The sequence below is a fragment of the Phenylobacterium sp. genome, assembly GCF_025934275.1.
Lineage (GTDB): Bacteria > Pseudomonadota > Alphaproteobacteria > Caulobacterales > Caulobacteraceae > Phenylobacterium.
In genome coordinates this window covers 1-26,108 of record NZ_JAICYI010000013.1, presented here as the reverse complement: position 1 = coordinate 26,108, position 26,108 = coordinate 1, and the positions used below count along the sequence as shown (strand labels likewise).

The 26,108-nt window shown below is 69.2% G+C and carries 21 protein-coding genes; 12 read left to right on the top strand and 9 right to left on the bottom strand.

The features are described 5' to 3' along the window. Nucleotides 1-72 precede the first annotated feature (72 nt). Both Q0W60_RS05125 and Q0W60_RS05120 read right to left on the bottom strand, forming a co-directional pair. On the bottom strand, nucleotides 73-1,278 hold the full coding sequence (locus tag Q0W60_RS05125) for an acetyl-CoA C-acyltransferase (RefSeq protein ID WP_297693222.1): 1,206 nt from the start codon (nucleotides 1,276-1,278) through the stop codon (nucleotides 73-75). Nucleotides 1,279-1,306: 28 nt separating this feature from the next. Next, on the bottom strand, nucleotides 1,307-3,406 hold the full coding sequence (locus Q0W60_RS05120; protein ID WP_297693220.1) for a 3-hydroxyacyl-CoA dehydrogenase NAD-binding domain-containing protein: 2,100 nt from the start codon (nucleotides 3,404-3,406) through the stop codon (nucleotides 1,307-1,309). A gap of 184 nt (nucleotides 3,407-3,590) precedes the next feature. On the opposite strand from Q0W60_RS05120, the gene Q0W60_RS05115 reads away from it, so the two are divergent. From Q0W60_RS05115 to Q0W60_RS05100, 4 genes are all read left to right on the top strand, one after another. Then, nucleotides 3,591-4,385 (top strand): SDR family oxidoreductase, encoded by a 795-nt coding sequence (locus Q0W60_RS05115; protein WP_297693218.1) that lies wholly within the window; start codon nucleotides 3,591-3,593, stop codon nucleotides 4,383-4,385. 66 nt (nucleotides 4,386-4,451) lie between these two features. Continuing rightward, entirely contained in the window at nucleotides 4,452-7,319 is a 2,868-nt protein-coding gene (locus tag Q0W60_RS05110) for a YdbH domain-containing protein (RefSeq protein WP_297693216.1), read from the top strand. A 36-nt stretch (nucleotides 7,320-7,355) separates the two neighbouring features. Next, complete coding sequence (locus Q0W60_RS05105) at nucleotides 7,356-7,547, top strand: YnbE family lipoprotein (RefSeq protein WP_297693288.1); 192 nt, start codon at nucleotides 7,356-7,358, stop codon at nucleotides 7,545-7,547. An 11-nt stretch (nucleotides 7,548-7,558) separates the two neighbouring features. Next, nucleotides 7,559-7,915: a YdbL family protein gene (locus Q0W60_RS05100; RefSeq protein ID WP_297693214.1), complete on the top strand. Its 357-nt coding sequence runs from the start codon at nucleotides 7,559-7,561 to the stop codon at nucleotides 7,913-7,915. Here Q0W60_RS05100 and aceB read toward each other — a convergent pair whose 3' ends face one another. The 3 genes from aceB to Q0W60_RS05085 form a co-directional block, all read right to left on the bottom strand. Then, complete coding sequence (gene aceB, locus Q0W60_RS05095) at nucleotides 7,916-9,520, bottom strand: malate synthase A (RefSeq protein ID WP_297693212.1); 1,605 nt, start codon at nucleotides 9,518-9,520, stop codon at nucleotides 7,916-7,918. It abuts the gene before it with no gap. Nucleotides 9,521-9,620: 100 nt separating this feature from the next. Then, nucleotides 9,621-9,827, bottom strand: a complete 207-nt coding sequence (locus Q0W60_RS05090; RefSeq protein ID WP_297693210.1) for a hypothetical protein — start codon at nucleotides 9,825-9,827, stop codon at nucleotides 9,621-9,623. A 50-nt stretch (nucleotides 9,828-9,877) separates the two neighbouring features. Beyond that, a complete protein-coding gene (locus Q0W60_RS05085) occupies nucleotides 9,878-11,470 on the bottom strand; it encodes an isocitrate lyase (RefSeq protein ID WP_297693208.1) in 1,593 nt (530 codons plus the stop codon). A gap of 170 nt (nucleotides 11,471-11,640) precedes the next feature. Between Q0W60_RS05085 and Q0W60_RS05080 the strand changes: the two genes are divergently transcribed. Further along, the gene (locus Q0W60_RS05080; protein ID WP_297693206.1) at nucleotides 11,641-13,071 is read left to right on the top strand and encodes a helix-turn-helix transcriptional regulator; all 1,431 of its coding nucleotides are present in this window, start codon (nucleotides 11,641-11,643) and stop codon (nucleotides 13,069-13,071) included. A 67-nt stretch (nucleotides 13,072-13,138) separates the two neighbouring features. Then, nucleotides 13,139-14,365, top strand: a complete 1,227-nt coding sequence (locus Q0W60_RS05075) for a TetR/AcrR family transcriptional regulator (protein WP_297693205.1) — start codon at nucleotides 13,139-13,141, stop codon at nucleotides 14,363-14,365. On the opposite strand, the gene Q0W60_RS05070 is transcribed toward Q0W60_RS05075, so the two are convergent. Next, nucleotides 14,362-15,843 (bottom strand): MFS transporter, encoded by a 1,482-nt coding sequence (locus tag Q0W60_RS05070; RefSeq protein ID WP_297693203.1) that lies wholly within the window; start codon nucleotides 15,841-15,843, stop codon nucleotides 14,362-14,364. The two genes, Q0W60_RS05075 and Q0W60_RS05070, sit on opposite strands and share 4 nt — an antisense overlap. A 190-nt stretch (nucleotides 15,844-16,033) precedes the next feature. On the opposite strand from Q0W60_RS05070, the gene Q0W60_RS05065 reads away from it, so the two are divergent. Together Q0W60_RS05065 and Q0W60_RS05060 are read left to right on the top strand one after the other, a co-directional pair. Next, on the top strand, nucleotides 16,034-16,909 hold the full coding sequence (locus Q0W60_RS05065; protein WP_297693201.1) for an SDR family oxidoreductase: 876 nt from the start codon (nucleotides 16,034-16,036) through the stop codon (nucleotides 16,907-16,909). Between the two features lie 17 nt (nucleotides 16,910-16,926). Continuing rightward, nucleotides 16,927-18,237 (top strand): LLM class flavin-dependent oxidoreductase, encoded by a 1,311-nt coding sequence (locus Q0W60_RS05060; protein ID WP_297693199.1) that lies wholly within the window; start codon nucleotides 16,927-16,929, stop codon nucleotides 18,235-18,237. Nucleotides 18,238-18,240: 3 nt separating this feature from the next. Here the strand turns inward: Q0W60_RS05060 and Q0W60_RS05055 are convergent, their stop codons facing one another. Together Q0W60_RS05055 and Q0W60_RS05050 are read right to left on the bottom strand one after the other, a co-directional pair. Continuing rightward, nucleotides 18,241-18,795, bottom strand: a complete 555-nt coding sequence (locus Q0W60_RS05055; RefSeq protein WP_297693197.1) for an ActR/PrrA/RegA family redox response regulator transcription factor — start codon at nucleotides 18,793-18,795, stop codon at nucleotides 18,241-18,243. An 85-nt stretch (nucleotides 18,796-18,880) separates the two neighbouring features. Beyond that, entirely contained in the window at nucleotides 18,881-20,284 is a 1,404-nt protein-coding gene (locus Q0W60_RS05050; RefSeq protein WP_297693195.1) for an ActS/PrrB/RegB family redox-sensitive histidine kinase, read from the bottom strand. A 70-nt stretch (nucleotides 20,285-20,354) separates the two neighbouring features. Between Q0W60_RS05050 and Q0W60_RS05045 the strand changes: the two genes are divergently transcribed. From Q0W60_RS05045 to Q0W60_RS05035, 3 genes are all read left to right on the top strand, one after another. Then, nucleotides 20,355-20,966 (top strand): SCO family protein, encoded by a 612-nt coding sequence (locus Q0W60_RS05045; protein WP_297693193.1) that lies wholly within the window; start codon nucleotides 20,355-20,357, stop codon nucleotides 20,964-20,966. A 74-nt stretch (nucleotides 20,967-21,040) separates the two neighbouring features. Beyond that, nucleotides 21,041-22,306: a polyhydroxyalkanoate depolymerase gene (gene phaZ / locus Q0W60_RS05040; protein WP_297693191.1), complete on the top strand. Its 1,266-nt coding sequence runs from the start codon at nucleotides 21,041-21,043 to the stop codon at nucleotides 22,304-22,306. 17 nt (nucleotides 22,307-22,323) lie between these two features. Continuing rightward, nucleotides 22,324-23,061 (top strand): M48 family metallopeptidase, encoded by a 738-nt coding sequence (locus Q0W60_RS05035; RefSeq protein ID WP_297693189.1) that lies wholly within the window; start codon nucleotides 22,324-22,326, stop codon nucleotides 23,059-23,061. 3 nt (nucleotides 23,062-23,064) lie between these two features. Here Q0W60_RS05035 and Q0W60_RS05030 read toward each other — a convergent pair whose 3' ends face one another. After that, nucleotides 23,065-25,071 carry a penicillin-binding protein 1A gene (locus Q0W60_RS05030; protein WP_297693187.1) on the bottom strand — a complete coding sequence of 669 codons (2,007 nt, stop codon included), beginning with the start codon at nucleotides 25,069-25,071 and terminating at the stop codon, nucleotides 23,065-23,067. A 182-nt stretch (nucleotides 25,072-25,253) separates the two neighbouring features. Here Q0W60_RS05030 and Q0W60_RS05025 point away from each other — a divergent pair, with 182 nt between their 5' ends. Continuing rightward, the gene (locus Q0W60_RS05025) at nucleotides 25,254-25,880 is read left to right on the top strand and encodes a DsbA family protein (RefSeq protein WP_297693185.1); all 627 of its coding nucleotides are present in this window, start codon (nucleotides 25,254-25,256) and stop codon (nucleotides 25,878-25,880) included. Nucleotides 25,881-26,108: the final 228 nt, after the last annotated feature.

Below are 26,108 nucleotides of genomic sequence, written 5' to 3'. Positions count from 1 at the left end.
GACTTGATTGTATTTGCAAACGAAGCGGCCCGCCCGTTCGGGCGACCTCGGATCGCTTCGCAGATGCGCGGCCTAGTAGATCTCAAACAGTCCGGCTGCGCCCATGCCGCCGCCGACGCACATGGTGACGACCCCGTATTTCGCCCCTCGGCGCTTGCCCTCGTACATCAGGTGCGCCGTGCAGCGGGCTCCGGTCATGCCGTAGGGGTGGCCGATGGAGATCGACCCGCCGGAGACGTTCAGCTTCTCGTTGGGAATGCCGAGCTTGTCGCGACAGTAGAGGAGCTGGCTCGCGAACGCCTCGTTCAGCTCCCACAGATCGATGTCCTCCATCTTGAGGCCGTTGCGCTCAAGGAGCTTCGGGATCGCGAACACCGGGCCGATGCCCATCTCCTCCGGCCCGCAGCCGGCCACCGCCAGGCCCCGGTAGGCGCCGAGCGGCTCGAGCCCCCGCCGCTCGGCCTCCTTGGACTCCATCATCAGCACCGCCGCGGCGCCGTCGGAGAGCTGCGAGGCGTTGCCTGCCGTGATGAACTTGCCCTCCTGCACGTAGCGGCCGCCCTTGAACACCGGCTGCAGCTTCTTGAGGTCGTCCAGCGTGGTCTGCGGCCGGTTGCCCTCGTCGGCCTTGATGGTGATCTCCTTGTCCTGGGTCTCACCGGTCTCCCGATTGACCACCACTTTCATCACCGTGCTGACCGGAACGATCTCCTGGTCGAAGCGGCCATCGGCCTGCGCCTGGGCGGTGCGCTGCTGCGACTGCAGGGCGTACTCGTCCTGGCGCTCACGCGACACGCCGTAGCGCTCAGCGACGATCTCGGCCGTCTCGATCATCGAGGTCTGCAGCTCGGGCACGTGCTCGCGCAGCCACGGATCCCCCGCCATGAAGCGGTTCATCTTGTCGTTCTGCACGAGGGAGATCGATTCCAGCCCGCCGCCGATCGCGATCGGGGCGCCGTCGTGGATGATGTACTTGGCCGCCGTCGCCACCGCCATCAGGCCGGAGGAGCACTGCCGGTCCATGGTCATGCCGGCGACGGTGTCGGGCAGGCCCGCGCGCAGCGCAGCCTGGCGGGCGATGTTGTTGCCGGTCGTGCCCTGCTCGAGGGCGCAGCCCATGGCGACGTCGTCGATCTCGCCGGGATCGACGCCGGCCTGCTCGACCACGGCGGCGATCGGCGCCGCGCCGAGCGTCGCGCCGTAAGTGTTGTTGAAGGCGCCGCGATAGGCCTTGCCGATGGGCGTCCGCTTGGCGGCGACGATGACAGCTTCACGCATCGAGATGCCTCCTGTGGCGGGACGCGGATCAGGCCGGTTCCGGCTGACGCTGTTGCTGCTTGAAGTCGGAGAACTTCTTGCCCTCCGCGACCAGGCGCTCGAGCAGGGCGGCCGGCTTGAAGTCCTCGCCCATCTTCGATTGGAACTCCTGCATCCTGGCCAGCACCTTGTCCGGCCCGAACTGGTCGCCGTAGTACATCGGGCCGCCCCGATAGACCGGCCAGCCGTAGCCGTTCACCCATACGACATCGATGTCGGACGAGCGGATCGCCTTGCCTTCCTCGAGGATCTTCGCGCCCTCGTTGATCATCGGATAGATGCAGCGATCGAGGATCTCCTCGTCGGAGATTTTCCGCGGGTTGCGGCCGGACTTCACGATGAAGTCGTTGATGATCTTCTCGGTGACCGGGCTCGGCTTGGCGGTGCGGTTCTCGTCGTAGTCGTAGTAGCCGGCTCTGGTCTTCTGGCCGCGGCGATCCATCTCGCAGAGCACGTCGCGGATGGTGGCGCCGTTCGACTTCTCCTTCACCCAGCCGATGTCGAGGCCGGCCAGGTCGCTCATGGCGAACGGCCCCATGGGGAAGCCGAAATCATAGAGCACGCGGTCGACGTCCCAGGGCATTGCGCCTTCCAGCACCAGCTTCTGCGCCTCGCGCTGACGCTGCGCGAGGATGCGGTTGCCGACGAAACCCGGGCAGACGCCCACCAGCACGGCCACCTTGCCGATCTGCTTGGCGAGCTTCATCGAGGTGGCGATAACGTCCTTGGCCGTCTTGTCGGCGCGGACGATCTCCAAGAGCTTCATGACATTGGCCGGCGAGAAGAAGTGCAGGCCGATGACGTCCTGCGGTCGTCTCGTCACCGAAGCGATCTCGTCGATGTTCAGGCCCGAGGTGTTGGTGGCCAGGATCGCGCCCGGCTTGCAGATCGCGTCAAGCTTCTGGAAGACGTCCTTCTTGATGTCCATCCGCTCGAACACCGCCTCTATGACAAGGTCGCAGTCGGCGAAGGCGTTCATGTCCAGCGAGCCGCTGATCAGGCCCATGCGCTTCTCGGTCTCTTCCGGCCTGGCGCCGCGGGAACGCTCGTAGTTCTTCCGCATGGTCGAAAGCCCACGCTCGAGCGCCTCCTGCTTCACCTCCACGATGGTCACCGGGATGCCGACATTGGCGAAGTTCATGGATATGCCGCCGCCCATGGTGCCGGCGCCGAGGACGCCCACCTTCTTGATCGGCCGCGTGGGCGTGTCGTCCGGCACGTCCGGGATCTTCTGGGCCTGGCGCTCGGCGAAGAAGTAGTACCGCTGAGCCGCCGACTGCGGTCCGCTGATCAGCTCGGCGAACAGCTTGCGCTCGGTCGCCAGCCCTTCCTCGAAGGTGGGCGCGTTCACCGCCGCCTCGACGCAGCGGATGTTGTACTCGGGCGCGAGGAAGCCGCGGAACCGGCGCGCATTGGCCTTGCGGAAGTCGGCGAAGATCTCCGGGTGGCCGTTCGCGGCCTCCAGCTTGGCGTTGTTCTCGCGCACCTTCACCAGCGGTTTGTTTTCAGCGACCGCCTTGCGGGCGAAGGCGACGGCGCCCTCCTTCAGCTGCCCTTCGGGCACGATCTCGTCGACCAGTCCCATCTCCAGCGCTTCCTTGGCCGGCGCGTGGCGGCCAGAGGTCATCATCTCCAGCGCCTTCTCGACGCCGGCGATCCGGGGCAGGCGCTGGGTGCCGCCCGCGCCCGGCAGAAGGCCCAGGTTCACCTCAGGCAGGCCGAGCCGGGCCGAAGGCACGGCGACGCGGTAGTGGGCGCAGAGCGCCACCTCCAGCCCGCCGCCGAGCGCGGTGCCATGGATGGCCGCAACCACCGGCTTGGGCGAGTTCTCCATCATGTTCTGGACGTCGAACAGGCTTGCGCCGCGCTGCGCGCCGCCGAACTCGGTGATGTCGGCCCCGGCGATGAAGGTGCGGCCCTCGCAGATCAGCACGATGGCCTTGGCGTCGGAGGCGATCGCAGCCTTGAAGCCTTCGTAGAGCCCGTCGCGGACATTGGCCGACAGGGCGTTCACCGGCGGCGAATTGAGCGTGATGACGGCGACGTCGCCGTCCGTCTCGAGGGTGGTCACCGAATTGATCTCGGCCATGGGAGGGGTCCTCGAATGTCAGGGTGCTGGCCGCGCGCCCGAGGCTGGGCGGCCCGAAATTCAAACGCTCGTTATAGGGCTCGTCTGGCCTCGGCGAGTCAATTGTGGGGCGGGCCTTTGGCGCGTGGCCAAGCCGTCGCGATGGGCTAAGAAGTCGCCCTGAACGCAGCAAGGGGAGGGGCCGATGGCGGCGCTCGACATGTTCTCGCTCGAGGGGCGGGTCGCTCTGGTGACCGGCGGCTCGCGCGGCATCGGCAAGATGATCGCCAGAGGCTTCGTGGAGGCGGGCTGTGCGAAGGTCTACATCTCCTCGCGCAAGGCGGCCGACTGCGACGCGACGGCGAAGGAGCTCGGCCCGGCCTGCGTCTCCCTCCCGCAGGACATCTCGACGCTCGACGGTGTGCAGGCGCTCGCCTCGGCGCTCAAGGCCAAGGAGGAGAGGCTCGACATCCTGGTCAACAATGCCGGCGCGGCCTGGGGCGCAGCTTTCGATGAGTTCCCCGAGAGCGGCTGGGACAAGGTGATGAACCTGAACATCAAGTCGCCCTTCTTTTTGACCCAGGCGTTGCACGGGATGCTGAAGACCGCGGCGAGCGCCGATCGGCCGGCGAAAGTGATCAACATCGCCTCGATCGACGGGATCTACCTCAATCCGCTGGAGACCTATTCCTACCACGCCTCGAAGTCGGGCCTGATCTACCTGACCCGGCGGCTCGCCGCGACGCTGGTGCACGACGACATCCTGGTCACCTGCATTGCGCCGGGCGCCTTCGCCTCGAACATGAACCGCGCGGCCCGCGACCACGCCGACATGGTCGCCAAGGCGGTGCCGCAGGGCCGCATCGGCCGCGACGAAGACATGGCCTGCGCGGCCATCTACCTGGCCTCGCGCGCCGGCGACTATGTCTGCGGGGCCACGATCCCGGTCGACGGCGGGGTGGCGCTGGCGAGCCTGCCGGCGGTCGGCGCCGCGGGCTAGACGGCGCGGCCACGGTTTCGGCGACATTCCCTGGTCCTGGGGTACGTCGCGTCCTAGGCGAAAAGAGTGACCGAAGCCGCTTCCGATCCGGCCCGCGCCCGGCCTTGGCGCATCCTGGCGTTCGCCGCCCTGGCCCTCGGCCTGGGCGTGCTGGTGCTGTTGGCGACGCTCTACGGGGCGCGGCGGCAGATCGCGCGCGAGGCCGTGACCGGTTGGCTGAAATCCAAGGGCATCGCCTCGGAGAGCTCCTTCTCCGAAGTTGGGCCAGGCCGCCTGGTGGGTCGCGTCCGCATTGGCTCGCCCAGCGCTCCGGACCTGACGGTGGATCGCGTCGAGGTGGATTATTCCCTGGCCGGCCTGATCACCGGCGGCGGCGTGCGGGTGACCGCCATCCGCCTTGTCCGCCCGGTGCTCGCGGCGCGCTTTCAAGCGGGCCGGCTCAGCGCCGGCGCGCTCGATCCTCTGATCGAAGAGTTCCGCAAGCAGCCGCCCCGGGCCGCCGCCACCAGCCCGCGCGTGGAGGTCGACCAGGGCCGGCTCGCCCTTGCGACGGACTACGGGCTGATCCGCGCAACTGTCGACGCGCTCATCGCCAACGCCAAGCTGGTGCGGCTGGACGCATCGAGCGCGCCGATGCGGCTGGCGACCGCGGGCCTGCACGCGGACCTCGGAACCGTGGCGCTCCACGCCCGGACGAGCGGCGGCCAGATGACAGCCAACCTTCGCGCGCCGATCATCCAGGCGAGCCTCAAGGGAGCGGTGCTGCGAGCCGGCGAACTCACGCTCGACCTTTCTGGCGACTATCCGGACCTGGGGCGCGCCCAGGCTTCCGCCGGACAGGCTGCCGCGCGCCTGACGGCGGGCGAAGTTCGGACGGCAAGCGCCTCTGCGGGCCCGCTGCGGCTCGATGCGACCTCGGCCTGGCGCTGGCGGCGCGCCCGCTCCGACCAGATCGCGGGCGACCTCAGGCTCGCCGGCGATCTCCGCCAGCTCACCGCCTCTGACCTGCGGCTCGCGACCGTGGCGGGGACCTTCGCGGGCAGGTTCTCCGCGGGCCGCGCAACCACGGTCGATCTCGCCGGCGACGCGGAGGCCCGCGGCGGCTGGGGCGGGCTCGGCCCTCCGGCCAAGGGTGACAGCAAGGAGATCGCGGCCCTCAAGCGGGGCCTGCGGTCGTTCCGGGCCTCGGCGCACGGCGTGCAGTTCGCCGTCGACGCATCAGGCCCGCACATGGGCCTCAAGGGTCCGGCGCGGCTCCTGCCCAAGGCGGGCGGCGAGATCCGGCTCACGCCGGCGGGGGCGGGCTGGCGGCTCGCCTCGGACGGCGGCGGTCTGCCCAGGATCGCCGCCGCCGTGCGCCGGTTTACCGTCGCCGAGGGCGCGGCGGTCGCGGTCGGCGATATCAGGGCCGCGCTCTCGATCGGGCCCGTCCAGGACGGAGTCTATGACGCATCGGGCGCGCTGCGCATCGCAAACGGCGGGGCGCAGTTCCTGGCCAGTCGCTGCGCCGATCTGAAGGCCGCCCGATTCGATCTCGGGACTAACTACGCCGAGAAGATCTCCGGCCGCTTCTGCCCGGCGGGCGCGCCCCTGGTGCAGGTTGGTCAGGGCGGCTTCAGCCTCGACGGCCGAGCGGAACAGGTCGCCGCCGTGGTTCCGTTCCTGCAGGCCGACGTTTCGGATGCTGCGGCGCAGGTTCGCCTCACCGACACCGGCGGCGCGCTGTCGGCAAAGCTCTCAATCACCGAAGCGCGGGTGCGCGATGCGGCCAAGTCGACGCGCTTCCGGCCGCTCATCATGAGCGGCGAGGTGGCGGCTGCGCGGGATCTGTGGACCGGCGATCTCGCCTTCCGCCTGCCGAAGGGCCCCGAAATCGCCCACGCGAAGCTTCGCCACGAAGGGCGCACCGGCGAAGGGCAGGTCCAGGTCGGGACCGGGACCTTGAGCTTCCGGCCGGGCGGGCTGCAGCCGACGGACCTTTCGCCCTTGGCTCAATCGTTCGGAACGGCCGTCGACGGCCAGGCCGATTTCTTGGGCGCCTTCCGCTGGAGTCCGGCGGCCCAGACCAGCGGTGGTGAGCTGAGGCTCCAGGGGATCGACTTCAAGAGCCCGGCGGGGGCAGTCACGGACCTGGCGGGCGCGATCCGGTTCACCAGCCTCAATCCGCTCATCGCCCCTCCTGGCCAGGTGCTGAAGGCGGCCAAGGTGGCCGCGGCCCTGCCGCTCACCGATGTCAGCGCATCGTTCGCGGTTCAGGAGAAGGCGGTGGTGGTCGCCCGCGCCGAAGCCGACGCCGGCGGCGGCAAGCTCCGCATCGGCGACCTCGCAGTGCCGCTCGAGCCCAACCAGCCGATCCGCGGCGCCCTCGATGTCGACGGCGTCCAGCTGCACGACCTGGTGGAGGCCTCGCCGTTCGGCGACCGCGTCGACCTCGACGCGAAGGTGTCCGGCCGGATCCCCTTCGCGTTCCAGGGCGGAACGGTCCATATCGCCGGGGGCAACCTGCACGCCGTCGCGCCCGGACGACTCTCCATCCGGCGCGCCGCGCTCACTTCGGTGACGGCCCAGGGCTCGATCAAGCCGCCGGCGGGCGCCGCGACGCCGGTCGCGAACACCGACACCTTCACCGATTTCGCCTATCAGGCGATGGAGAACCTCGCGTTCAGCAAGCTGGACGCCCAGGTGAACACCCTGCCGAACGGCCGCCTGAGCGTGCTCTTCCACGTCGTGGGCTACCACGACCCACCGAAGCACCAGGAGATCACGCTCTCCTGGTGGGACCTGATCCGGCGGAAGTTCCTGGGCAAGCAGTTGCCCCTGCCGTCGGGCACCGGCGTCGACCTCACCCTCGACACCACGCTCAATCTGGACGACCTCTTGAAGGACTACGCCGATTTCGAGCGGCTGAAGGGTTCAGGCCCGGTTCAGCGATGATGCGCTGTGCTGGTTTCACTTGGGAGCGACCGCATGATGAGACGTCTTCCATCGATTGCCGCGGCGGCGGCGTGGCTCGCCATCTCCGTGGCCGCGAGCGCGTGCGCGCCCACCGTGCACGTGAAGGTCGATCCCATTACGATCTACGCCAAGCTGGACGCCAATGTCCGGCTGCAGCTCGATCAGGACGTCAAGGCCCTGATCCAGAAGAACCCGGATCTGTTCTAGAGGGCCGCGACATGCAAGCCAGAGACGTTCTTGGACTCATCGCCGGATCGGCCGTGGTGCTGGCCGGCGCGGCCGCTGTCGCCCAGAGCGACGCCAAGGCGCGCGTCGACGCCGCCAAGGCCGCCGGCATCGTCGGCGAGCAGGCCGACGGCTTCCTGGGTTTCGTGACCGGCGCGGCCGACCCGGCGCTGAAGGCGGCCGTGAGTGAGATCAACGCCGGCCGGGCGCAGGTCTACCGCGAGGCCGCCGCCAAGAACGGGGTCAGCCCCGAAGCTGCCGGCGCCTCGGCCTACAACACGGTGATCCAGGCGAAGCTGCGCCCCGGCGAGTACTACAAGCCCGCCGGGGGCGGCTGGACGCGCAAGTAGCTAGTCCAGCGCCCGGTAGGCGGGGAGCGTCAGGAACTCCTCGAAGGCGTCCGAAAGGCTCATGTCGGTGAAGATCTTCACCGCCTCCGCGAAGCGTCCGCCGGAGAAGGCTTCGGCGGGCAGCGCCTGGCGAAGCGCCGCCATCTCCTCCTCGAGGAGCTGACGGAACATCTCCGGGGTCACCTCCCGGCCATCGGCGAGTCGCGCCTTGTGGCGGATCCACTGCCAGATCTGGGCACGGCTGATCTCGGCGGTCGCAGCGTCCTCCATCAGGTTGTAGAGCGGCACTGCTCCTCGGCCGCGCAGCCAGGCCTCGATGTACTGGACCCCGACCCGGATGTTTTCGCGCAGGCCGGCCTCGGTCCGCTGGCCCTCGTGCACCCGCAGCAGGTCGTCGCGGGTGATGTTGACGTCCTCCCTGAGCTTGCCGAGCTGGTTGGGCGCAGGCATCAGCCGGTCGAACACCTCCATGGCGACGGGGACGAGGTCGGGGTGGGCGACCCAGGTGCCGTCGTGGCCGTTGCCGGCCTCGCGTTCCTTGTCGGCGCGGACCTTGGCGAAGGCGGCCTCGTTGGCGGCCGGATCTCCTTTCACCGGGATCTGCGCCGCCATGCCGCCCATCGCGAACGCGCCGCGCCGGTGGCAGGTCTGGATCAGCTTCAGGGAGTAGGCGGCCAGGAACGCCGAGCCCATGCCCATCACCCCGCGGTCCGGCGTCAGCGCATCGGCGTGGGTCTTCAGCCGCTTGATGAACGAGAAGATGTAGTCCCAGCGGCCGCAGTTCAGCCCCGCCATGTGGTCGCGCAGTTCGTAGAGGATCTCGTCCATTTCGAAGGCGGCGGGCAGGGTCTCGATCAGCACCGTGACCTTGATCGTCCCGTTCGGGACGCCGAGCGCGTCCTGAGCATAGACGAAGACGTCGTTCCAAAGCCGGGCTTCGAGATGGCTCTCCATCTTCGGCAGGTAGAAGTAGGGGCCCGTGCCGGCGGCGAGGGTCGCCTTGGCGTTGTGGAAGAAATAGAGCCCGAAGTCGAACAGCGAGCCGGACATCTCCTCGCCGTCGACGAGCGCGTGGGCCTCCGGGAGATGCCAGCCGCGCGGGCGGATGATCAGGGTGGCGACCTCGTCCTTCAGCGCATAGCTCTTGCCGCTGGCGGGGTCGGTGAACCCGAGCCGGCCGACCCAGCGGTCCTTCAGGTTGACCTGGCCCTCGACCAGGTTGGTCCAGGTCGGCGAGGTGGCGTCCTCGAAGTCGGCCATGAACACCTTGGCGCCGGAGTTCAGGGCGTTGATGATCATCTTGCGGTCGACCGGGCCGGTGATCTCCACGCGCCGGTCCATGAGGTCGGCGGGGATGGGCGCCACCTTCCAGTCGCCCTCGCGCACGGCCCGGGTCTCGGGGAGGAAGTCGGGCGAGGCGCCGGCGTCGTAGCGCGTCTGCCGCTCCTCGCGCAGGGCCAGCAGCTCCAAGCGCCGGTCGTTGAACCGGCGGTGCAGCTCGGCCAGGAACGCCAGCGCCTCCGGCGTCAGCACCTCTTCGGAGCGGGCGGGCGCAGCCGGCGCCTTGATCGTGACGGTGGGCCGGGTTTCGAGATCGACGGACATGGCAGGCTCCGGTGCCCCGCTCGTTTCCCGCGGGCGGCGGGAATCCCGGCGGAGATTCAGCATGGACCCCCGCCCGCGCGGGGGCGAGCGGTTCAAACAGTCAGTTCGGCAGGACGAGCTGCTCGGTGGCGATGGCGTACCTGGCGGTGGCGCAGCTGCGGGTCCGGTCGGAGATCCGCCGCCACGCGTCCTTGGCTTCGTCGCGCGTCTCGAACGGGCCCATCACCTCGGGGGCGCCGTTCTTCAGCGTCTTGAAGGCCAGGCAGCTGTACTCGCCGCCGACCACCCAGAACCGTTCCTTGGTCATCATCGTTCGAAACGCGCCGCGGGCTTCGTTGGGCCCGCGGCGCCCCATGCTCAGGCGAACTGGTTCATCGTGTTCTGCGCGCCGGAAGCCTTCAGGGCGGCTTCCCCCGCGAAGTACTCCTTATGATCGTCGCCGATGTCGGAACCCGACATGTTCTGGTGCCTCACGCAGGCAATCCCCTGGCGGATCTCCTCCCGCTGCACCTTGAGCACGTAGCCCAGCATGCCCTGATCGCCGAAGTACTCCTTCGAGAGGTTGTCGGTGCTGAGCGCGGCGGTGTGGTAGGTAGGCAGGGTGATCAGGTGGTGGAAGATGCCCGCGCGCTTGGCGGCATCGGCCTGGAATGAGCGGATGCGGCTGTCCGCCTCGACCCCCAGCGGCGTCGCGTCGTAGTCGGCGCTCATCAGCCGGTCGCGGTCATAGGCGGAGACATCCTTCCCCTCTTTCGCCCACAGGTCGTAGACCTTCTCGCGGAACTTGAGCGTCCAGTTGAAGGACGGCGAATTGTTGTAGGCGAGCTTGGCGTTGGGGATCACCGCGCGGATGCGGTCGACCATGCCGGCGATCTGCTCCACGTCGGGCTTCTCGGTCTCGATCCACAGGATGTCCGCCCCGTTCTGCAGCGAGGTGATGCAGTCGAGGACGACGCGGTCCTCGCCGGAGCCCGGCTTGAACTGGAACAGGTTGGAGGGCAGGCGCTTGGGGCGCAGCAGCTTGCCGCCCCGGCTGATCACCACCTCGCCCGCCTTCAGCTGACCCGGCGAAATCTCCTCGCAATCGAGGAAGGCGTTGTACTGGTCGCCGAGATCGCCGGGCTCCTGCGAGAAGGCGATCTGCTTGGTCAGGCCGGCGCCCAGAGAATCGGTGCGCGCCACGATGATCCCGTTGTCGACCCCGAGCTCGAGGAAGGCGTAGCGCACCGCGCGCAGCTTCTGGATGAAGTCCTCGTGCGGCACCGTCACCTTGCCGTCCTGGTGGCCGCACTGCTTCTCGTCCGAGACCTGGTTCTCGATCTGGATGGCGCAGGCGCCGGCCTCGATCATCTTCTTGGCCAGCAGGTAGGTCGCCTCGGCGTTGCCGAAGCCGGCGTCGATGTCGGCCACGATCGGCACGACGTGGGTCTCGTAGTTGTCGATCGCCTCGATCAGTTCGGCTTCCTTGGCCGCGTCGCCCGCCTTGCGGGCCGTGTCGAGGTCGCGGAAGAGCAAGCCCAGCTCGCGCGCGTCGGCCTGCTTGAGGAAGGTGTAGATCTCCTCGATCAGCGCCGGCACGGTGGTCTTCTCGTGCATCGACTGATCGGGCAGCGGGCCGAACCCGGAGCGCAGAGCCGCCACCATCCACCCTGAGAGATAGATGTAGCGGCCTTTTGTCGAGCCGAAGTGCTTCTTGATGGCGATCATCTGCTGCTGGGCGATGAAGCCATGCCAGCAGCCGAGCGACTGGGTGTAGTCGGACGGATCGGCGTCGTAGGCCGCCATGTCCTTGCGCATGATGTCGGCGGTGTACCTGGCGATCTCGAGGCCGGTCTTGAAGCGGTTCTGCAGGCGCATGCGCGCCACGGCCTCGGGTGCGATCCCGTCCCAGGTCCCGTTCTTGCTCTTGATGAGCTGGCCCATCTCGATGATGTGGTCTTGGTAGGACATCTGCCTCTTCCGCTCGCCCATGACTCGGCCGGCCTTTGACACGCCGCCTCATCTCTCTAACGCTTGATATTGCAGGCGCGAAGCGGCTGGGAAGGCGGCAAAAGGCGATTGTGTCACAGCACGACCTTGTAATTCGTGTAAATCTGTGACAACATCACAAGATGCCCGCGATGACCGCCGATCGCAAACTGTTCCTCGGCGCGCGGATGAAGCGCCTGCGCCGTGATCTCGGGCTGACCCAGACCCGCATGGCCGAGGACCTCGGGGTTTCGCCGAGCTATCTCAACCTCCTGGAGCGCAACCAGCGGCCGGTCACGGCCCAGGTGCTGCTGCGGCTCGCCGAGGCCTACGACCTCGACCTCAAGAGCCTCTCGGGCGACCCGGAGGCGGGCGCGGCCACCGACCTCGCCGAGATCCTTTCCGATCAGATGTTCCGCGACCTTGGCGTGCCGCGCCACGAGATCGCCGAAGTCGCCGACAGCGCCCCGGGCGTTTCCGAGGCCATCGTCCGCCTCTACCGCGCCTACCTGGACCAGCGGCGGATCAGCGAGCTGGGCGCGGTCGGACGGCCGGAAGAAGGGACCTACCAGCCGCCGGTGGTCACGCCGTCGGACTGGGTGCGCGACTTCATCCAGGCGCAGAAGAACTATTTCGCTGAGCTTGAGGAGGCGGCCGACGCGCTCTCCTCGGAGCTCAGGTCGGAGCCGCAGGACTTCCAGACCGCCGCCCGCGACCGGCTCGCCCGCCGGCACGGCATCCAGGTCCGCGTGGCGCCCGTCGACGTGCTGCCCGAGAGCGTCCGCCGCTTCGACCATCACCGGCGGCGGCTGTTCCTGTCCGAGGTGCTGACCGGCGCCGGGCGGTCGTTCTCGCTCGCCTATCAGCTGGCGCTCCTGGAATACGGTGAGTTGCTCGACAGCCTCGCCGACCGCGCCGCCCCGCCGGACCGGCCGACCCGCAACCTGCTCAAGGTCTCACTCGGCAACTACCTGGCCGCCGCGGTCCTGATGCCCTACGGCGCCTTCTACGAGGCCGCCGAGCGGACCGGTTACGACATCGAGCTGCTGCGCGCCCGCTTCGGCGTCTCCTTCGAACAGGCGTGCCACCGGCTCACGACGCTGGCCCGCACGGGCGCGCGCGGCGTGCCGTTCTTCATGGTGCGGGTGGATTCGGCGGGGAACATCTCCAAACGGTTCGCGGGCTCGACCTTCCCGTTCTCGCGTTTTGGCGGCGCCTGCCCGCGCTGGAACATTCACTCCAGCTTCCGCACCCCCGGCCGCATCATCACCCAGATCATCGAGACGCCGGACGGGCAGCGCTACTTCACCGTCGCGCGCACTGTGGCCCGCGTGGCCACGCCCTACGCCGGCGACGACGCCGAGCTCGCCATCGGCATGGGCTGCGAGCTGAAGTACGCCGAGCGACTGGTCTATTCGCGCGGCCTGGACCTCAAGGAGCCGGTCGCCACCGCGATCGGTCCGGCCTGCCGCCTCTGCGAGCGGCCCGCCTGCCCGCAGCGCGCGGCCGAGCCGATCAGCCGCACGCTCATGGTCGACGACTTCTCGAAGTCGATCTCGCCCTATCCGTTCGCCTCCACCTGAACCTCCAGGCTATGGCGTCGTCCGCGCACGCATGCGCAAATGCGGCTTGGGGAGGGTAGTCGGATCGATGCAGCGCACCGTGGTTCGCTCGACCGGTCGCTTTGAGCGCAAGCGGGAGGCGATCCTGGACGCCGCGACTGCGCTGCTCAATCAACGGGGCGTGAAGGGCCTCACGCTGGCCGATGCGGCCGCCGCGGTCGATCTCTCGACCACCAGCGTGACCTACTACTTCAGGCGCAAGGATGACCTCGCCGCCGCCTGCATGCTGCGCGGAATCGAGGCCCTGCATCGGATGGTCGGCCAGGCGCTCGCCGAACCCACGCCGCAGCAGCGCCTGCGCCGCCTGCTCAGCCTCTACCTCGAGCGCGTGCGCATCGCCGCCGTCGGGGCGGCCCCGCCCCTGCCGGCCCTGGCCGACCTGCGGGCGCTCAACCCGCCGGCCCTGGGTTTCGTCTTTGAGGCGTTCATGAAGCTGTTCCGCCGGCTGCGGCAGATCTTCGAGGCGCCCGAGCTGGAGTGGCTGACGCGCGGCCGGCGGACCGCGCGGACCCACATGCTGTTCGAGCAGTTGTTCTGGGGCGCGGCCTGGCTGCCGAAGTATGACCCCGCGGAGTATCCGAGCATCGGTGAGCGGATGTACGCCATCCTGGCTGGGGGCCTGGCGTCCGACGGCGCGGTCTGGGCGCCTCAGCCCATTCCGCTCGCCGAGCTGCAGCCGCGGGACATCCAGGAGATGAGCCGCGAGACCTTCCTGCTCTCCGCCACCACGCTCATCAACGTCAGGGGTTACCGTGGCGCCTCGGTGGACAAGATCTCCGCCGCGCTCAACGTGACCAAGGGCAGCTTCTATCATCATATCGAGGCCAAGGACGATCTGGTGGTCGCCTGCTTCGAGCGGACCTTCGAGGTCATGCGCCGCGCCCAGCGTCTGGCCATGGAGCTGCGAGGCGACCAGTGGACGAAGCTGTGCAGCGCCGCCGCCGCGCTGGCCGAATACCAGCTGTCGGACAAGGGCCCGCTGCTCAGGACCTCGGCGCTCGCCGCGTTGCCGGAGCCGATCCGCAAGAAGACGGTCCAGCAATCGGACCGCGTGTCCGACGGCTTCGCCGCGATGATCTCCGACGGCATTGCCGAGGGCTCGCTCCGGGCGGTCGATCCGGCGATCGCGGCGCAGATGCTGAACGCGACGCTCAACGCCGGCGCCGAGCTCCGCTTCTGGGTGCCGGGCGTGAAGCAGAAGGCCGCCCCGGCCGTCTTCGTGCGCCCGCTGCTGATGGGCCTCTTCGCGCGCTAGACGGCTTCGGCCCCGGCCGACGCCGGTTCGCCCTCCGCCGCCAGATCCGCCGCCGCGGCGAGCTTGCGCAGGGTGTCCTCGTGGCTCCGCCGGCTGATCCGGTAGCCGATGAGCAGCAGCACGGTCGTTCCGTAAAGCACCACCTGCACCGGCACGTAAGTCATGCCGAGCGCCCGGATGACCGCGGCGGGCACCGCGCCGGGCCGCACCTCGTGCGGGAAGTGGATCGCGCTGATGATCATTCCGGACGTGAAGATGCCCATGCCGGACACCGCCTTGTTCACGAAGGACACGGCGGCGAAGAACAGGCCCTCCTGCCGGCGTCCTGTGGTGAGCTCCGAATTCTCGACAACGTCGGCGATCATCGAGGAGAACAGGATGGAGCCTGCGATGCCCAGGCCGGTGGCGAAAACGTTGATGATCCAGATCGTCGGGTAGAGCGCCGGCGAGCCGTTCGGCAGGAAGACGCCCAGTAGCCGCAGCACGATCGGGCCAATGGCCAGGATGAGTCCCAGCGGGATCAGGATCATCGTCGCCGGCCGCTTGTCGAACCGCTTGGCGATCTGCGGCGCGACCGCGAACGCGAGGAACGCGGCCAGCAGGCTCGAGAAGGTGAACATGCCGATCTGGAAGGACGAGAACTCCCAGAAATAGGTCGTGAAGTAGAGGTTGATCGAGAACCCCAGGCCGATGCCCATGGCGTAGAAGAAGTTCGACGCCAGGATCATGAGGAACGAGCGATTGGCCAGCGTGCCGAACATCTCGCGCGCGAGCTGCCCCATGGTGACGCGCTCGTGCGGCGGCGCGCGCAGGTTCGGGATCTGCTTGTGCGTGCCGATCGAGGTGACCAGGATCGCAAACAGCATCAGCGCGCCGGCGAACAGGCCATAGCGGGCGTAGCCGGACGGATTGAGCTGGCCGACGGCATGGGTGGCGTCGGGCTTGAAGAAGACCAGCAGCGCCAGGCCGTACATGGCCAGCCCGCCGATCCAGCCGAACAGATAACGGTACGAGAGCAGCCGCGTGCGCTCGTCGTACTCGGTCGTGAGCTCGGCCGCCAAGGCGGCCGAGGGCACCTCGTAGAAGGAGATGAAGCTGCGGATCAGAACCGCGACGGCGAACAGGAAGATCAGCAGCGCGCCGCCCTTGAGTCCGGCCGGCGGATTCCACAGGAGCATGTAGGTCAGGGCGACCGGAACCGCCGAGGCGTACATGAACGGATGCCGCCGGCCCCACCTGCTCCTCGTGTTGTCCGACAGCTGTCCGATGATCGGATCGATGAAGGCGTCGAGGATGAGGGCGAACATGATCGCCAGGCCCACCGTCGCCGCAGGCAGGCCCATCACCTGGGCGTAGAAGAACTGCAGGAAATAGGAGAAGCCGTTGTCCTTCACCCCGAAGGCGATCGAGCCGAAGCCGTAGAAGAAACGGGTCGGGAAGCTCAGGCGGCGCGCGCTGGCCAGGGAGTTGATGGTCAAGGCCCTGTTCTCCCCGGCTTTCTTCTCGCCCTCAGGCTGAGGGAGCGCCGCGGATGCGTCAACCGGTTCGAGGCAGCGGTGGGATAGCGGTCGCCGATTTGAAGTTGCGGTTTGCTTGCGACCGTTCCCCGGCGCTAATCATCGATAACCCACGGCCGCGCGCGAGGCGGCCCGGCGGAGGACGGCCCTTATGGATCGGCTCAAGGGCAAGGTCGCAGCGATCACCGGCGGAGCCTCCGGCATCGGCCTGGGCGCCGTCGAGCGCTTCGCCGCGGAAGGCGCGCGCGTCCTGGTGGGCGACATCGACGAAGCGGCCGGCTTGGCGCTGGCGGCGCGCTACGGGGGCGAGGTCGCCTTCCAGCGATGCGACGTCACCGAAGAGGCCGATATAGCCGCGCTCATGGACGCTGCGAGCGCCCGGTTCGGCGGTCTCGACGTGGTGTTCAACAATGCCGGCGCCGGCGGGGCGCGCGAGACGCTTTCTGAGATGACCGGCGAGGCGTGGGACCGGACGCAGGCTCTGTTGCTTCGCTCGGTGGCGCTCGGCATCCGCTACGCCATCCCTCACCTGAAGCGGCGCGGCGGCGGCTCGATCATCAACACCGCCTCGATCGCCGGCATGCAGGCCGGCGCTGGCCCGATCGCCTATTCGACGATGAAGGCTGCGGTGATCCACCTGACGCGGTTGGCCGCCGCCGAGCTCGGCCGCGACCGCATTCGGGTGAACGCCATTTGCCCGGGCCTGATCCTGACCAACATCTTCACGCCCGGCGTACCCTCCGGCTTCGCCGACATGGTCAAGGCTGAGATGCGCCAGGGCGCGCCGGAGGCCCAGCCGATCCCCAAGCCCGGCGAGCCCGCCGACATCGCCGCGGCGGCGCTGTTCTTCGCCTCCGACGAGTCGGAGTTCGTCACCGGCGTCCACATGCTGGTCGACGGCGGCATGTTCACCGGGCCGCGCCAGGCGTGGGATCCGGAGCTGCGCGGCCAGCGCCTGCGCGAACGCGAGGAGCGGCTCGCCGTCTGGCGCGCTGAGCATCCGGACGAGACGTCGGAAGCGATTTGAAGACGAGGACTTGAGCCATGCGTTTCGGGATCTTTTACGAGCACCAGCTGCCCAGACCCTGGACGGAAGGGCTCGAGCTCAAGCTGTTCCAGGACGCGCTCGATCAGGTCGAACTCGCCGACCGGCTGGGCCTCGACAACGTCTGGGAGGTCGAGCACCACTTCCTCGAGGAATATTCCCACTCCTCCGCGCCGGAGGTGTTCCTGGCGGCCTGCTCGCAGCGGACCAGGACCATCCGCCTGGGCCACGGCATCACGCTGATGCCGCCGAACTACAACCACCCCGCCCGGGTGGCCGAGCGGATCGCGACCCTCGACCTGGTCTCCAACGGCCGGGTGGAGTGGGGCACGGGGGAGAGCTCCGCGGCCCTCGAGCTGGGCGGCTACCGCGTACCGGTGGGCGAGAAGCGCGACCAGTGGCGCGAGGCGGTCGAGCAGGCCGCCAACATGCTGGCGATGGACCCCTATCCGGGCTTCGAGGGGAAGTTCTTCTCGATGCCCTGCCGCAACATCGTGCCGAAGCCGGTGCAGAAGCCGCATCCGCCGTTGTGGGTCGCCTGCTCCAATCGCGAGACCATCAAGCTCGCCGCCCGCCTCGGCATCGGCGCGCTCACCTTCGCCTTCGTCAGCCCGGACGAGGCCAAGCAGTGGGTCGACGACTACTACCGGATCCTCAAGGAGGAGTGCGTGCCGATCGGGCACGCCGTGAACGCCAACATCTGCATGGTCTCCTCGTTCGGCGTGCACGCCGACGCCGCCGAGGCCAGGCGCCGCTTTCGCGAGGGCTTCCGCTTCTTCGCCTTCGCGCTCGGCTGGCACTATGGCTTCGGCGAGCACGTCCCCGGGCGGACGAGCATCTGGGAGACCTTCCAGGCGGCGCTCGCCAACATGCCCCAGGATCAGGCCGACGAGGGCGGCATCGGCACGCCCGAGATGCTGCGGGCGCACCTGCGCAAGTTCGCTGACGTGGGCGTCGACCAGGTCGCCTTCATCCAGCAGGGCGGCCGCAACAAGCACGAACACATCTGCGAGGCCTTGGAGCTGTTCGCCCGCGAGGTGATGCCCGAATTCCACGTGGGCGAGGCCGAGCGTGTCGCGGCCAAGCAGGCCGAGCTCGCGCCCTACATCGAGGCCGCGTTCGCCCGGAAGCAGGCGATGAGGCCGCTCGCCGACGAGGAGATCCCGCGGGTGCTCGCGCTCGGCCGGCAGATCGCCGAGCAGGCGCGCGCGGCGGGTCAGCCGCTGGCGCCCGCGAACGCCGCGCGCCAGCAGGCGCAGGCGCAGTGGGCCGAGGCGCTCAAGAAGGCGGAGCAGAAGGCGGACAGCTGACCCCTAGCGCGGCGCCCGCTTGGCGAGGATCCGCTGCAGCGTCCGGCGGTGCATGTTGAGCCGCCGGGCGGTCTCCGAGACGTTGTGGTTGCAGAGCTCGTAGACCCGCTGGATGTGCTCCCAGCGGACCCGATCGGCGCTCATCGGGTTCTCCGGCGGCGCCGGAACGTCGCCCTTCGACAGCAGCGCCCGCGCCACGTCGTCGGCGTCGGCGGGCTTGGAGAGGTAGTCGACGGCGCCGGCTTTCACCGCCTGCACAGCGGTCGCGATGTTTCCGTAGCCGGTCAGCATGATGATCTTGGCGTCGGGGCGCGCGTCGCGCACCGCCTCCACCACCTTGAGCCCCGAACCGTCCTCCAGCCGCATGTCCAGCACGGCGTAGGCGGGCGGCTTCTGCTTCACCGCGGCGATCGCCTCCGTGACGCTCGCCACCAGGACCGGCTCGAAGCCGCGCTGCTCCAGCGCGCGGCCCAGTCGCGTCCTCAGCGGCGCATCGTCATCGAGCAGCAGCAGCGACTTGTCAGGCAGCCCGGAGACTTCGGAGGAAAGGTCGGTCATGCCGTAACCCCGCGGCGGGGCTCCCTAAACGCAACCATTGCGGCATCCTGTCGCACGAACTCACCTATTCGCAAGCCCTGGGTCATCACGCCTCGCCAACTTCAACGCGCGAGCGCGGCCATCGCGCCGAAATCACCGCGCCCCGCGGCCGGCCGTTCTGAAAGGTCACGACGGCGCCGGTTCGTTCCAGCAGCGTCTTGGCGATGAAGAAGCCCAGCCCCATACCGATATGCCCGGTCCGCGAGCCCTCGGCGCCGGGCCGGGTGGTCACATAGGGTTCGCCCAGCTTGGCGAGGACTTCCGGCGCGAAGCCCGGGCCATCGTCGCGAACCTCGACCGAGACGGTCTCCGCGTCGAAGCGGGCGGTGACCAGCACCTCGGCGGCGGCGAAGTCGACGGCGTTCTCCACGAACGATGTCAGCGCATGGATGATCTCCGGCATCCGCCGCAGGTCCGGCGAGCCCACGCCGGGGGCGCCGGTGACGATCGCCTCCACACGCACGTCCTTCACCTCGGCGTGCGGCTCGATCACCTCCTGCACGAGTTGGCGCAGGCTCATGCGCTCATGGACCTCGTCGGAGGCCTTGTCCGGCGTCTCGGTCAGCCGGCGCAGGATCTCGCGGCAGCGCTCCGCCTGGGCCATGAGCAGCTCGGCGTCATCCTTCACCGCGGGCGTCGGCGCTTCGCGCGCCAGCTCCTTGGCGACAATGGAGATGGTCGCAAGCGGCGTGCCGAGTTCATGCGCCGCGGCGGCGGCGAGAGCGCCGAGCGCCGACAGCTGCTGCTCGCGCGACAGCACCGTCTGGGTGACGTCGAGCGCCAGCGCCATGCGCGCCGCCTCGACGGCGCTCTGGCGGACGAAGCCGCCGATCAGCGCCAGGCCGGCGATGTTCGCGATCGCCGCGCCCACGCGGTAATCCGGAGTGATCGCCAGCGCGCGGCCGACCGTCTCGGGCAGCGGCAGGGCGACATAGGCCAGCGCCAGTGACGCCGCCGCCGCCAGTCCGCCCAGGGCCAGCAGGTGCCGGCGCGGCAGAGTCGCCGCCGCCAAGGTCACCGGCGCGATCAGCAGCACCATGAACGGGTTCGCAGTTCCGCCGGTCAGGAACATCAGCACCGCGATCTGCACGATGTCGACGCCGAGCTGGGCGGCCGCCTCCACGTCGCCCAGCACGCGCTGGCCCGGAGAGGCCACGCCTGTCAGCAGGTTGACCCAGCCGCCGGCCGCGACCACGCCGAAGCAGAACGGATAGGGCGCCCTGAAGCCCAGCACGAAATAGGCGACCAGCAGGAGCAGGGCCTCGCCGCCCAGGATCAGCCAGCGCTGGGTGACGAGCGAGCGCACCCGCAGCCGACCGCGGTGGATCGCGCCCTCGCCCCAGTCGGTTTCCCCGGGCGTCGCGGCGGCTTGCGCGGCGGAGGAGCGCGCTCTATCGAGACGGCCAGCGGGCGTCAGCGAAGGCGCAGCCGGGGTCCGCACGTCAGCCATGGCCTCGTCAGGATCGCGCGCCCGACGGCGGCTGACGAGCCCAAATGCGGAAAAGGGGACCGAACGGGTCATGAGCCGGGGCTTCCTGGTCGTCCTCGCGGGGCTGGCGCTGGCGTTTGCGGTGCTCACCGGACTCGCCGTCGAGAAGGGAATTTTGGCGCCGAAGCAGCAAACCGTCGCCATCGGCGGGCCGTTCCACCTGACCGGTACGTCCGGCCGGCCCGTCGACCAGGGTGTGTTGAAGGGCAAGTGGAGCGCGGTCTATTTCGGCTACACCTTCTGTCCGGACGCCTGTCCCACGACGCTCTTCGCGCTCGGCCAGGCGGAGCAGGCGCTGGGCGCCAGGGCCGCGGATTTCCAGACGGTGTTCATCTCCGTCGATCCGGCGCGCGACACGCCCAAGGTGATGGCCAACTACGTGCGGACCCCCGCCTTTCCGCAACACCTGGTGGGGCTGACCGGCTCGCCCGCGCAGGTCGCCCAGGCGGCGCACGACTACAAGGTGTTCTATCAGCCGGCCGGCTCGGGCCCCGACTACTCGGTGAACCACTCGAGCTTCACCTACCTGATGAACCCCAAGGGCGACTTCGTGTGCGTGATCCCCTACGACACGACCCCAAAGGAGATCGCAGCACGCGTGGAGAAAGCCATGTCGCAGGGGGCAGGCGCGCAGAGCTGCTGATCGCAGACGCCGCCATTTGTGCAGCCGATTAAGGAATCGCATGTTAATGCTGCAGCGCACAACGACGAGGCGGCATGCTCTATTCGCTCTATGAGGCCGGCTATTACGCGGCGACGCCCTTCCGATTGGCGGCCCTCATGTCGCGGGAGTTCTGGTCCTCGCCGCTGAACCCGGCCCGCGACACCGAACTCGGCCGCAGCCTCTACGCGGCGTCCGATCTCTACGCGAACCTCACGCGCCGTTACGGCAAGCCGGCCTGGGACGTGGACGAGGTGCGCATCGAAGGGCGGCCGGTGCGGGTGGCCGTCGAGACGGTCTGGTCGACGCCCTGGGTGAAGCTGCTGCACTTCCGGCGCGATCCCGCGGGCCTCGCCGCGGCCGGGCGCACGGCGGCCGAACCGATCGTGCTGATCGTCGCGCCGCTCTCGGGCCATCACGCCACCCTGCTGCGCGGCACGGTGCGCGCCTTCCTGGCCGACCATGAGGTCTACGTCACCGACTGGACGAACGCCCGCGAGGTCCCGCTCGTCGAGGGCGGGTTCGACTTCCACGACTACATCGACCACGTCCGCGAGATGCTGGCGAAGCTCGGCGCGCGGCCGCACGTGGCGGCGGTCTGCCAGCCCGGGCCCGCGGTTCTGGCGGCGGCCAGCCTGATGGCCGAGGACGGCGACCCGCACCGGCCGGCCTCGATGACCCTGATGGGCTCACCGATCGACGCCCGGCTGTCGCCGACCGTGACCAACCGGCTGGCCGAGACGCGCCCGTTCGCCTGGTTCGAATCCAACATGATCTACGCCGTGCCGCCGCCGCACCCGGGGGTCGGCCGTCGGGTCTATCCGGGCTTCGTGCAGCTCGCGGCGTTCATGTCGATGAACCTCGAGCGGCACCAGGCGGCGCACCTGCAGTACCTGCAGCAGCTGATGGCCGGCGACGGCGATTCCGCCGAGAAGCACCTGCAGTTCTACGACGAGTACCTTTCGGTCCTCGACCTCACCGAGGAGTTCTATCTCCAGACGGTGGACGAGGTGTTCCAGCGCCACCTCCTGCCCCGGGGCGAGCTCGTCCATCGCGGCCGCCGCGTGCGACCCGAGCGGATCACCGACATCGGCCTGCTCACGGTCGAAGGCGAGAACGACGACATCTCCGGCATCGGCCAGACGCGCGCGGCGCACGAGCTCTGCGGCGGCCTGCCTCCGGCGCTGAAGGCGGACTACGTTCAGCCCGGCGTCGGCCACTACGGCGTCTTCAACGGCCGCCGGTTCGAGGAGGAGATCTATCCCCGCATTCGCGCGTTCATCCGCCGCACGGATGCAGCCTTCGACACGACTCAGGCCTGACCGTACAGTCCTGCACCATGGCGCCCTTCGGCAGGTCTCTCACCGATGGCGACCGGCTGGAGGTGGCCGGCGCCGTCGTCACGCTCAAGGTCAACCGCCGCGCCCGACGGGTGTCGTTGCGCCTCGACCGCACGCGCCGCCAGATCGTCGCCACGGCGCCGTCGCCGCGCCGACTGGCGGAGGCGGCCGCGTTCGCCCGCGAGCGCGCCCACTGGATCGCCGCGCGCCTGGCCGAACTGCCGCCGGCCGAGCCTATCCATCCCGGGCTCGTGCTGAAGGTGTTCGGCGAGGATGTCCGGCTGGAGGCCGGCGCGGGACGCGCCCGCTGGCATGAGGCGGCCGCCGGCGAGCCGCACCGGATCAGCGCCATGGGCGAGGGCGAGGGCTACGCCCGCGCAGTCATGCTGATGATCCGCAAGCGAGCGCTGGCGGTGCTCAGCGCGCGCACCGCCGTCCACGCCGCCCGGCTCGGCGCGCCGATGCCGAAGGTGGCGATCATGGACGCCCGGGCGCGTTGGGGATCGTGCCGTCCCGGACGGGGCGGGAGCGCCGGCTCGATCCGCTACTCCTGGCGCCTGGCGCTCGCCCCCTTCGAGGTGGCGGACTACGTCGTCGTCCACGAGTGCGCCCATCTGCTGGAGCTCAACCACGGGCCGCGCTTCTGGGCGCATGTGAAGGCCCTGGTCGGCGACGAGCGCCCGCACCGCGCGTGGCTCCGCGCCGAGGGCGCCCGGCTGCACGCCTTCGGCAGCTGATCGTCAGTACGGCGGCATGTTGGAGTCGGCGGGCGGCCGCTCGGGATAGGGCTCCGGCGGCCCCTGGTCGGGCGGGCGAATGATCTGCTGGGCGCCGTTGAGCAGGTCGCCGATGAGGTCGGAGGGTTGCGGTTGCGGCGCCTCGCCGCCGGGGATCGGCGCGACCTTCAGCCGGGGAAGCGCCGCGGTCATGTAGTCGTGCCAGATGCCGGCCGGCACCGTGCCGCCGGTCACCTTGCGCATCGGGGTGTTGTCGTCCCGGCCGACCCACACCGCCGTCGTGAAGCCGCCGGTGTAGCCGATGAACCAGGCGTCGCGGTAATCGCTGGTGGTCCCGGTCTTGCCGGCCAGGTCGTAACCCGGCACCGCGGCCTTGGTGCCGGTGCCCGACGCGATCACGGCGCGCATCATGCGGATCATGTAGCCGAGCGCCGGCTGGCCGATCACGGCGCGCCGCTCGGCGCCGCCCATCCCCTGATCATAGAGCACGCGGCCGGAGGCGGTGCGGATCCGCTCGATGGCGTGGGCCTTGGCGAAGAAGCCGCCGTTGGAGAAGGCGTCGTAGGCTTGCGCCATCTCCAGCGGGCTCACCTCCACCGCGCCCAGCGCCATCGAGGGGTCGAGCTGGATCGGCGAGGTGATGCCCAGGCGCTTGGCGGTCATCGCCACGTTGGCGGTCCCGACCTCGTTGGCGAGCCGTGCGGCCACGGTGTTGATCGATTCCTTGAGTGCGATCTCCAGGGTGATCGGGCCCAGGTAGCGGCCGGTGTAGTTGCGCGGCTGCCAGTTGCCGATGGTGATCGGCTCGTCCACCACCGGGGTGTCGGGCGTGCGGCCGGCCTCCATCGCGGTGAGATAGACGAACGGCTTGAACGCCGAGCCGGCCTGCCGCCTCGCCTGGCTGACGCGATCGAACTGGCTCTGCAGGTAATTGATCCCGCCCACGTAGGCGCGCACCCGGCCTTCGCCGTCGACGCTGATCAGCGCGCCCTGCTGGACCCCGAGGCCGGCCGCCGCGGCGACGTCGCGCTGCAGCGCCTGCTCGGCGTCGGCCTGCAGGGGCAGGTCGAGCGTGGTCTCCACCACGAGGTCCTCGGTGGGCTCGCCGACCAGCTGGCGGACCTGGTCGTCCAGCCAGTCGGTGAAGTACTGCGCCCGCTGGTTGGCCAGCACCGGGCTGACGCGGATCGGGCCGCCGTTGATCGCCGCCTGCTCCTGCTGCGGGGTGATGGCGTGGATGCGCACCATCTCGTCCAGCACCATGGTCGCACGGCGGGCGGCGCGATCGGTGGCGGCCACCGGCGAGTAGCGCGAGGGCCCCTTCATCATGCCGGCCAGCAGCGCCGCCTCGGAGAGGGTCAGCTGCGAGGCGGGCTTGTTGAAATAGCGTTCCGACGCCGCCTCGATGCCGTAGGCGCCGGCGCCGAAATAGACCCGGTTGAGGTAGAGCTCGAGGATCTGCTTCTTCGAGAACTTGGCCTCCAGCCAGACCGCCAGGATCAACTCCTGGATCTTGCGCCGGTAGGTCTGGCTGGGCGTCAGGAACAGGTTGCGGGCGAGCTGCTGGGTGATCGTCGAGCCGCCGCGCAGCGGACCGCCGCGGTGGGTGGCGTTGTAGAACAAGCTGCGCGCAATGCCCCACGGATTGAAGCCGAAGTGCCAGTAGAACCAGCGGTCCTCGATGGCGATGAACGCCTTCGGCACGTAGGGCGGCAGCTTGTCGAGGTCGACCGGCGGCGCGTACTGGCTGCCGCGCACCGCGATCAGCGCGCCGGAGCGGTCGAGGTAGGACACCGAGGGTTGCCGCTTCACCTCATAGAGCTTGGAGGTGTCCGGCAGGTCGACCGAGAAGACCGCGAAGAAGGCGACCAGGAAGATCAGCGCCCAGACGCCCATCACCATGGTCCAGTAGATGAACGCCTGCAGGCGGGTCCGCCGCGGGCGGGGCGGACGGGGACCGCGCCTGTCGGGTCCGCGACCGCCGGGTCCGGGCGATTGCGCGTCTGCCATTCTCGTTCAGTCGTCCTACAGAGGTCCGCCCCGACCGGGCCGACCCTTACCGCAGGGGACGATTGCGCGCGACAAGATTGACGAGGTGTGAACGGGCCCGCCGCGCCTTTCTTTACGGCCCGGCTTGGGCCACATTCCGCGCCGCGCCCGCCTATGGGCCGCCGTCTCGAGGGATGAGGAAGATGCCGAGGATCAAGCTCGCCGTGGCGGTGCTGCTGAGCGCGCTGGCGCTGGCGGCCTGCAGCCAGAACAAGGCCTCGGGCGGCGGCTCGGCCTCGGCGCTGCCCGACGACATGAGCCTCGGCAATCCGAAGGCCAAGGTGACGGTGATCGAGTACGCCTCGGTCGGCTGCCCGGTCTGCGACAAGTGGCAGCTCGAGGTGTGGCCGGCGTTCCGGGCCAAGTACGTCGACACCGGCCGGGTGCACTACGTCTTCCGCGAGATGCTGGTGGGCGGCGGACCGGAGGTGACGGTGGCCGCCTCCGGCTTCCTGCTCGCCCGCTGCGCCGGACCCGACAAGTACTTCCCGGTGGTCGACGCCATCTTCAAGAACCAGCAGCAGGCCTTCGCCGACCCGCGCGGCACGCTGGAGACGATCGCCAAGTCGATGGGCATGACCGAGGACCAGTTCAACAGGTGCGTCTCGGACGACAAGGCGATCCAGGCGCTGAACGACCGCACCGAGAGGAACGCCAAGGACAACCACGTCGATTCGACGCCGACTTTCGTGGTCAACGGCAAGATGCTGACGCCCGGCTACCACAGCCTCCCGGAGCTGGACGCCGCGATCGCCGCGGCGGGAAGCTAGGGCGGCCCGCGCGCACGGGTGGCCGCGACAAGCCGGCCATGACGGGAGGGGGTCCCGGACAGGCGCGGCGCGCCTTGCGGGATGACGGTTCAGCGCGGGTGGTCAGGAGGTGTCGGCGTCGGGGTGGGCGGCGCGCCAGCGGGCGATGACCGGCTGGGCCTCCTCTTGGGTGAGGAGCCCGATCTCGCGGCGGATGCGCTCGATCAGCACCTCGATCGGCTGATCCAG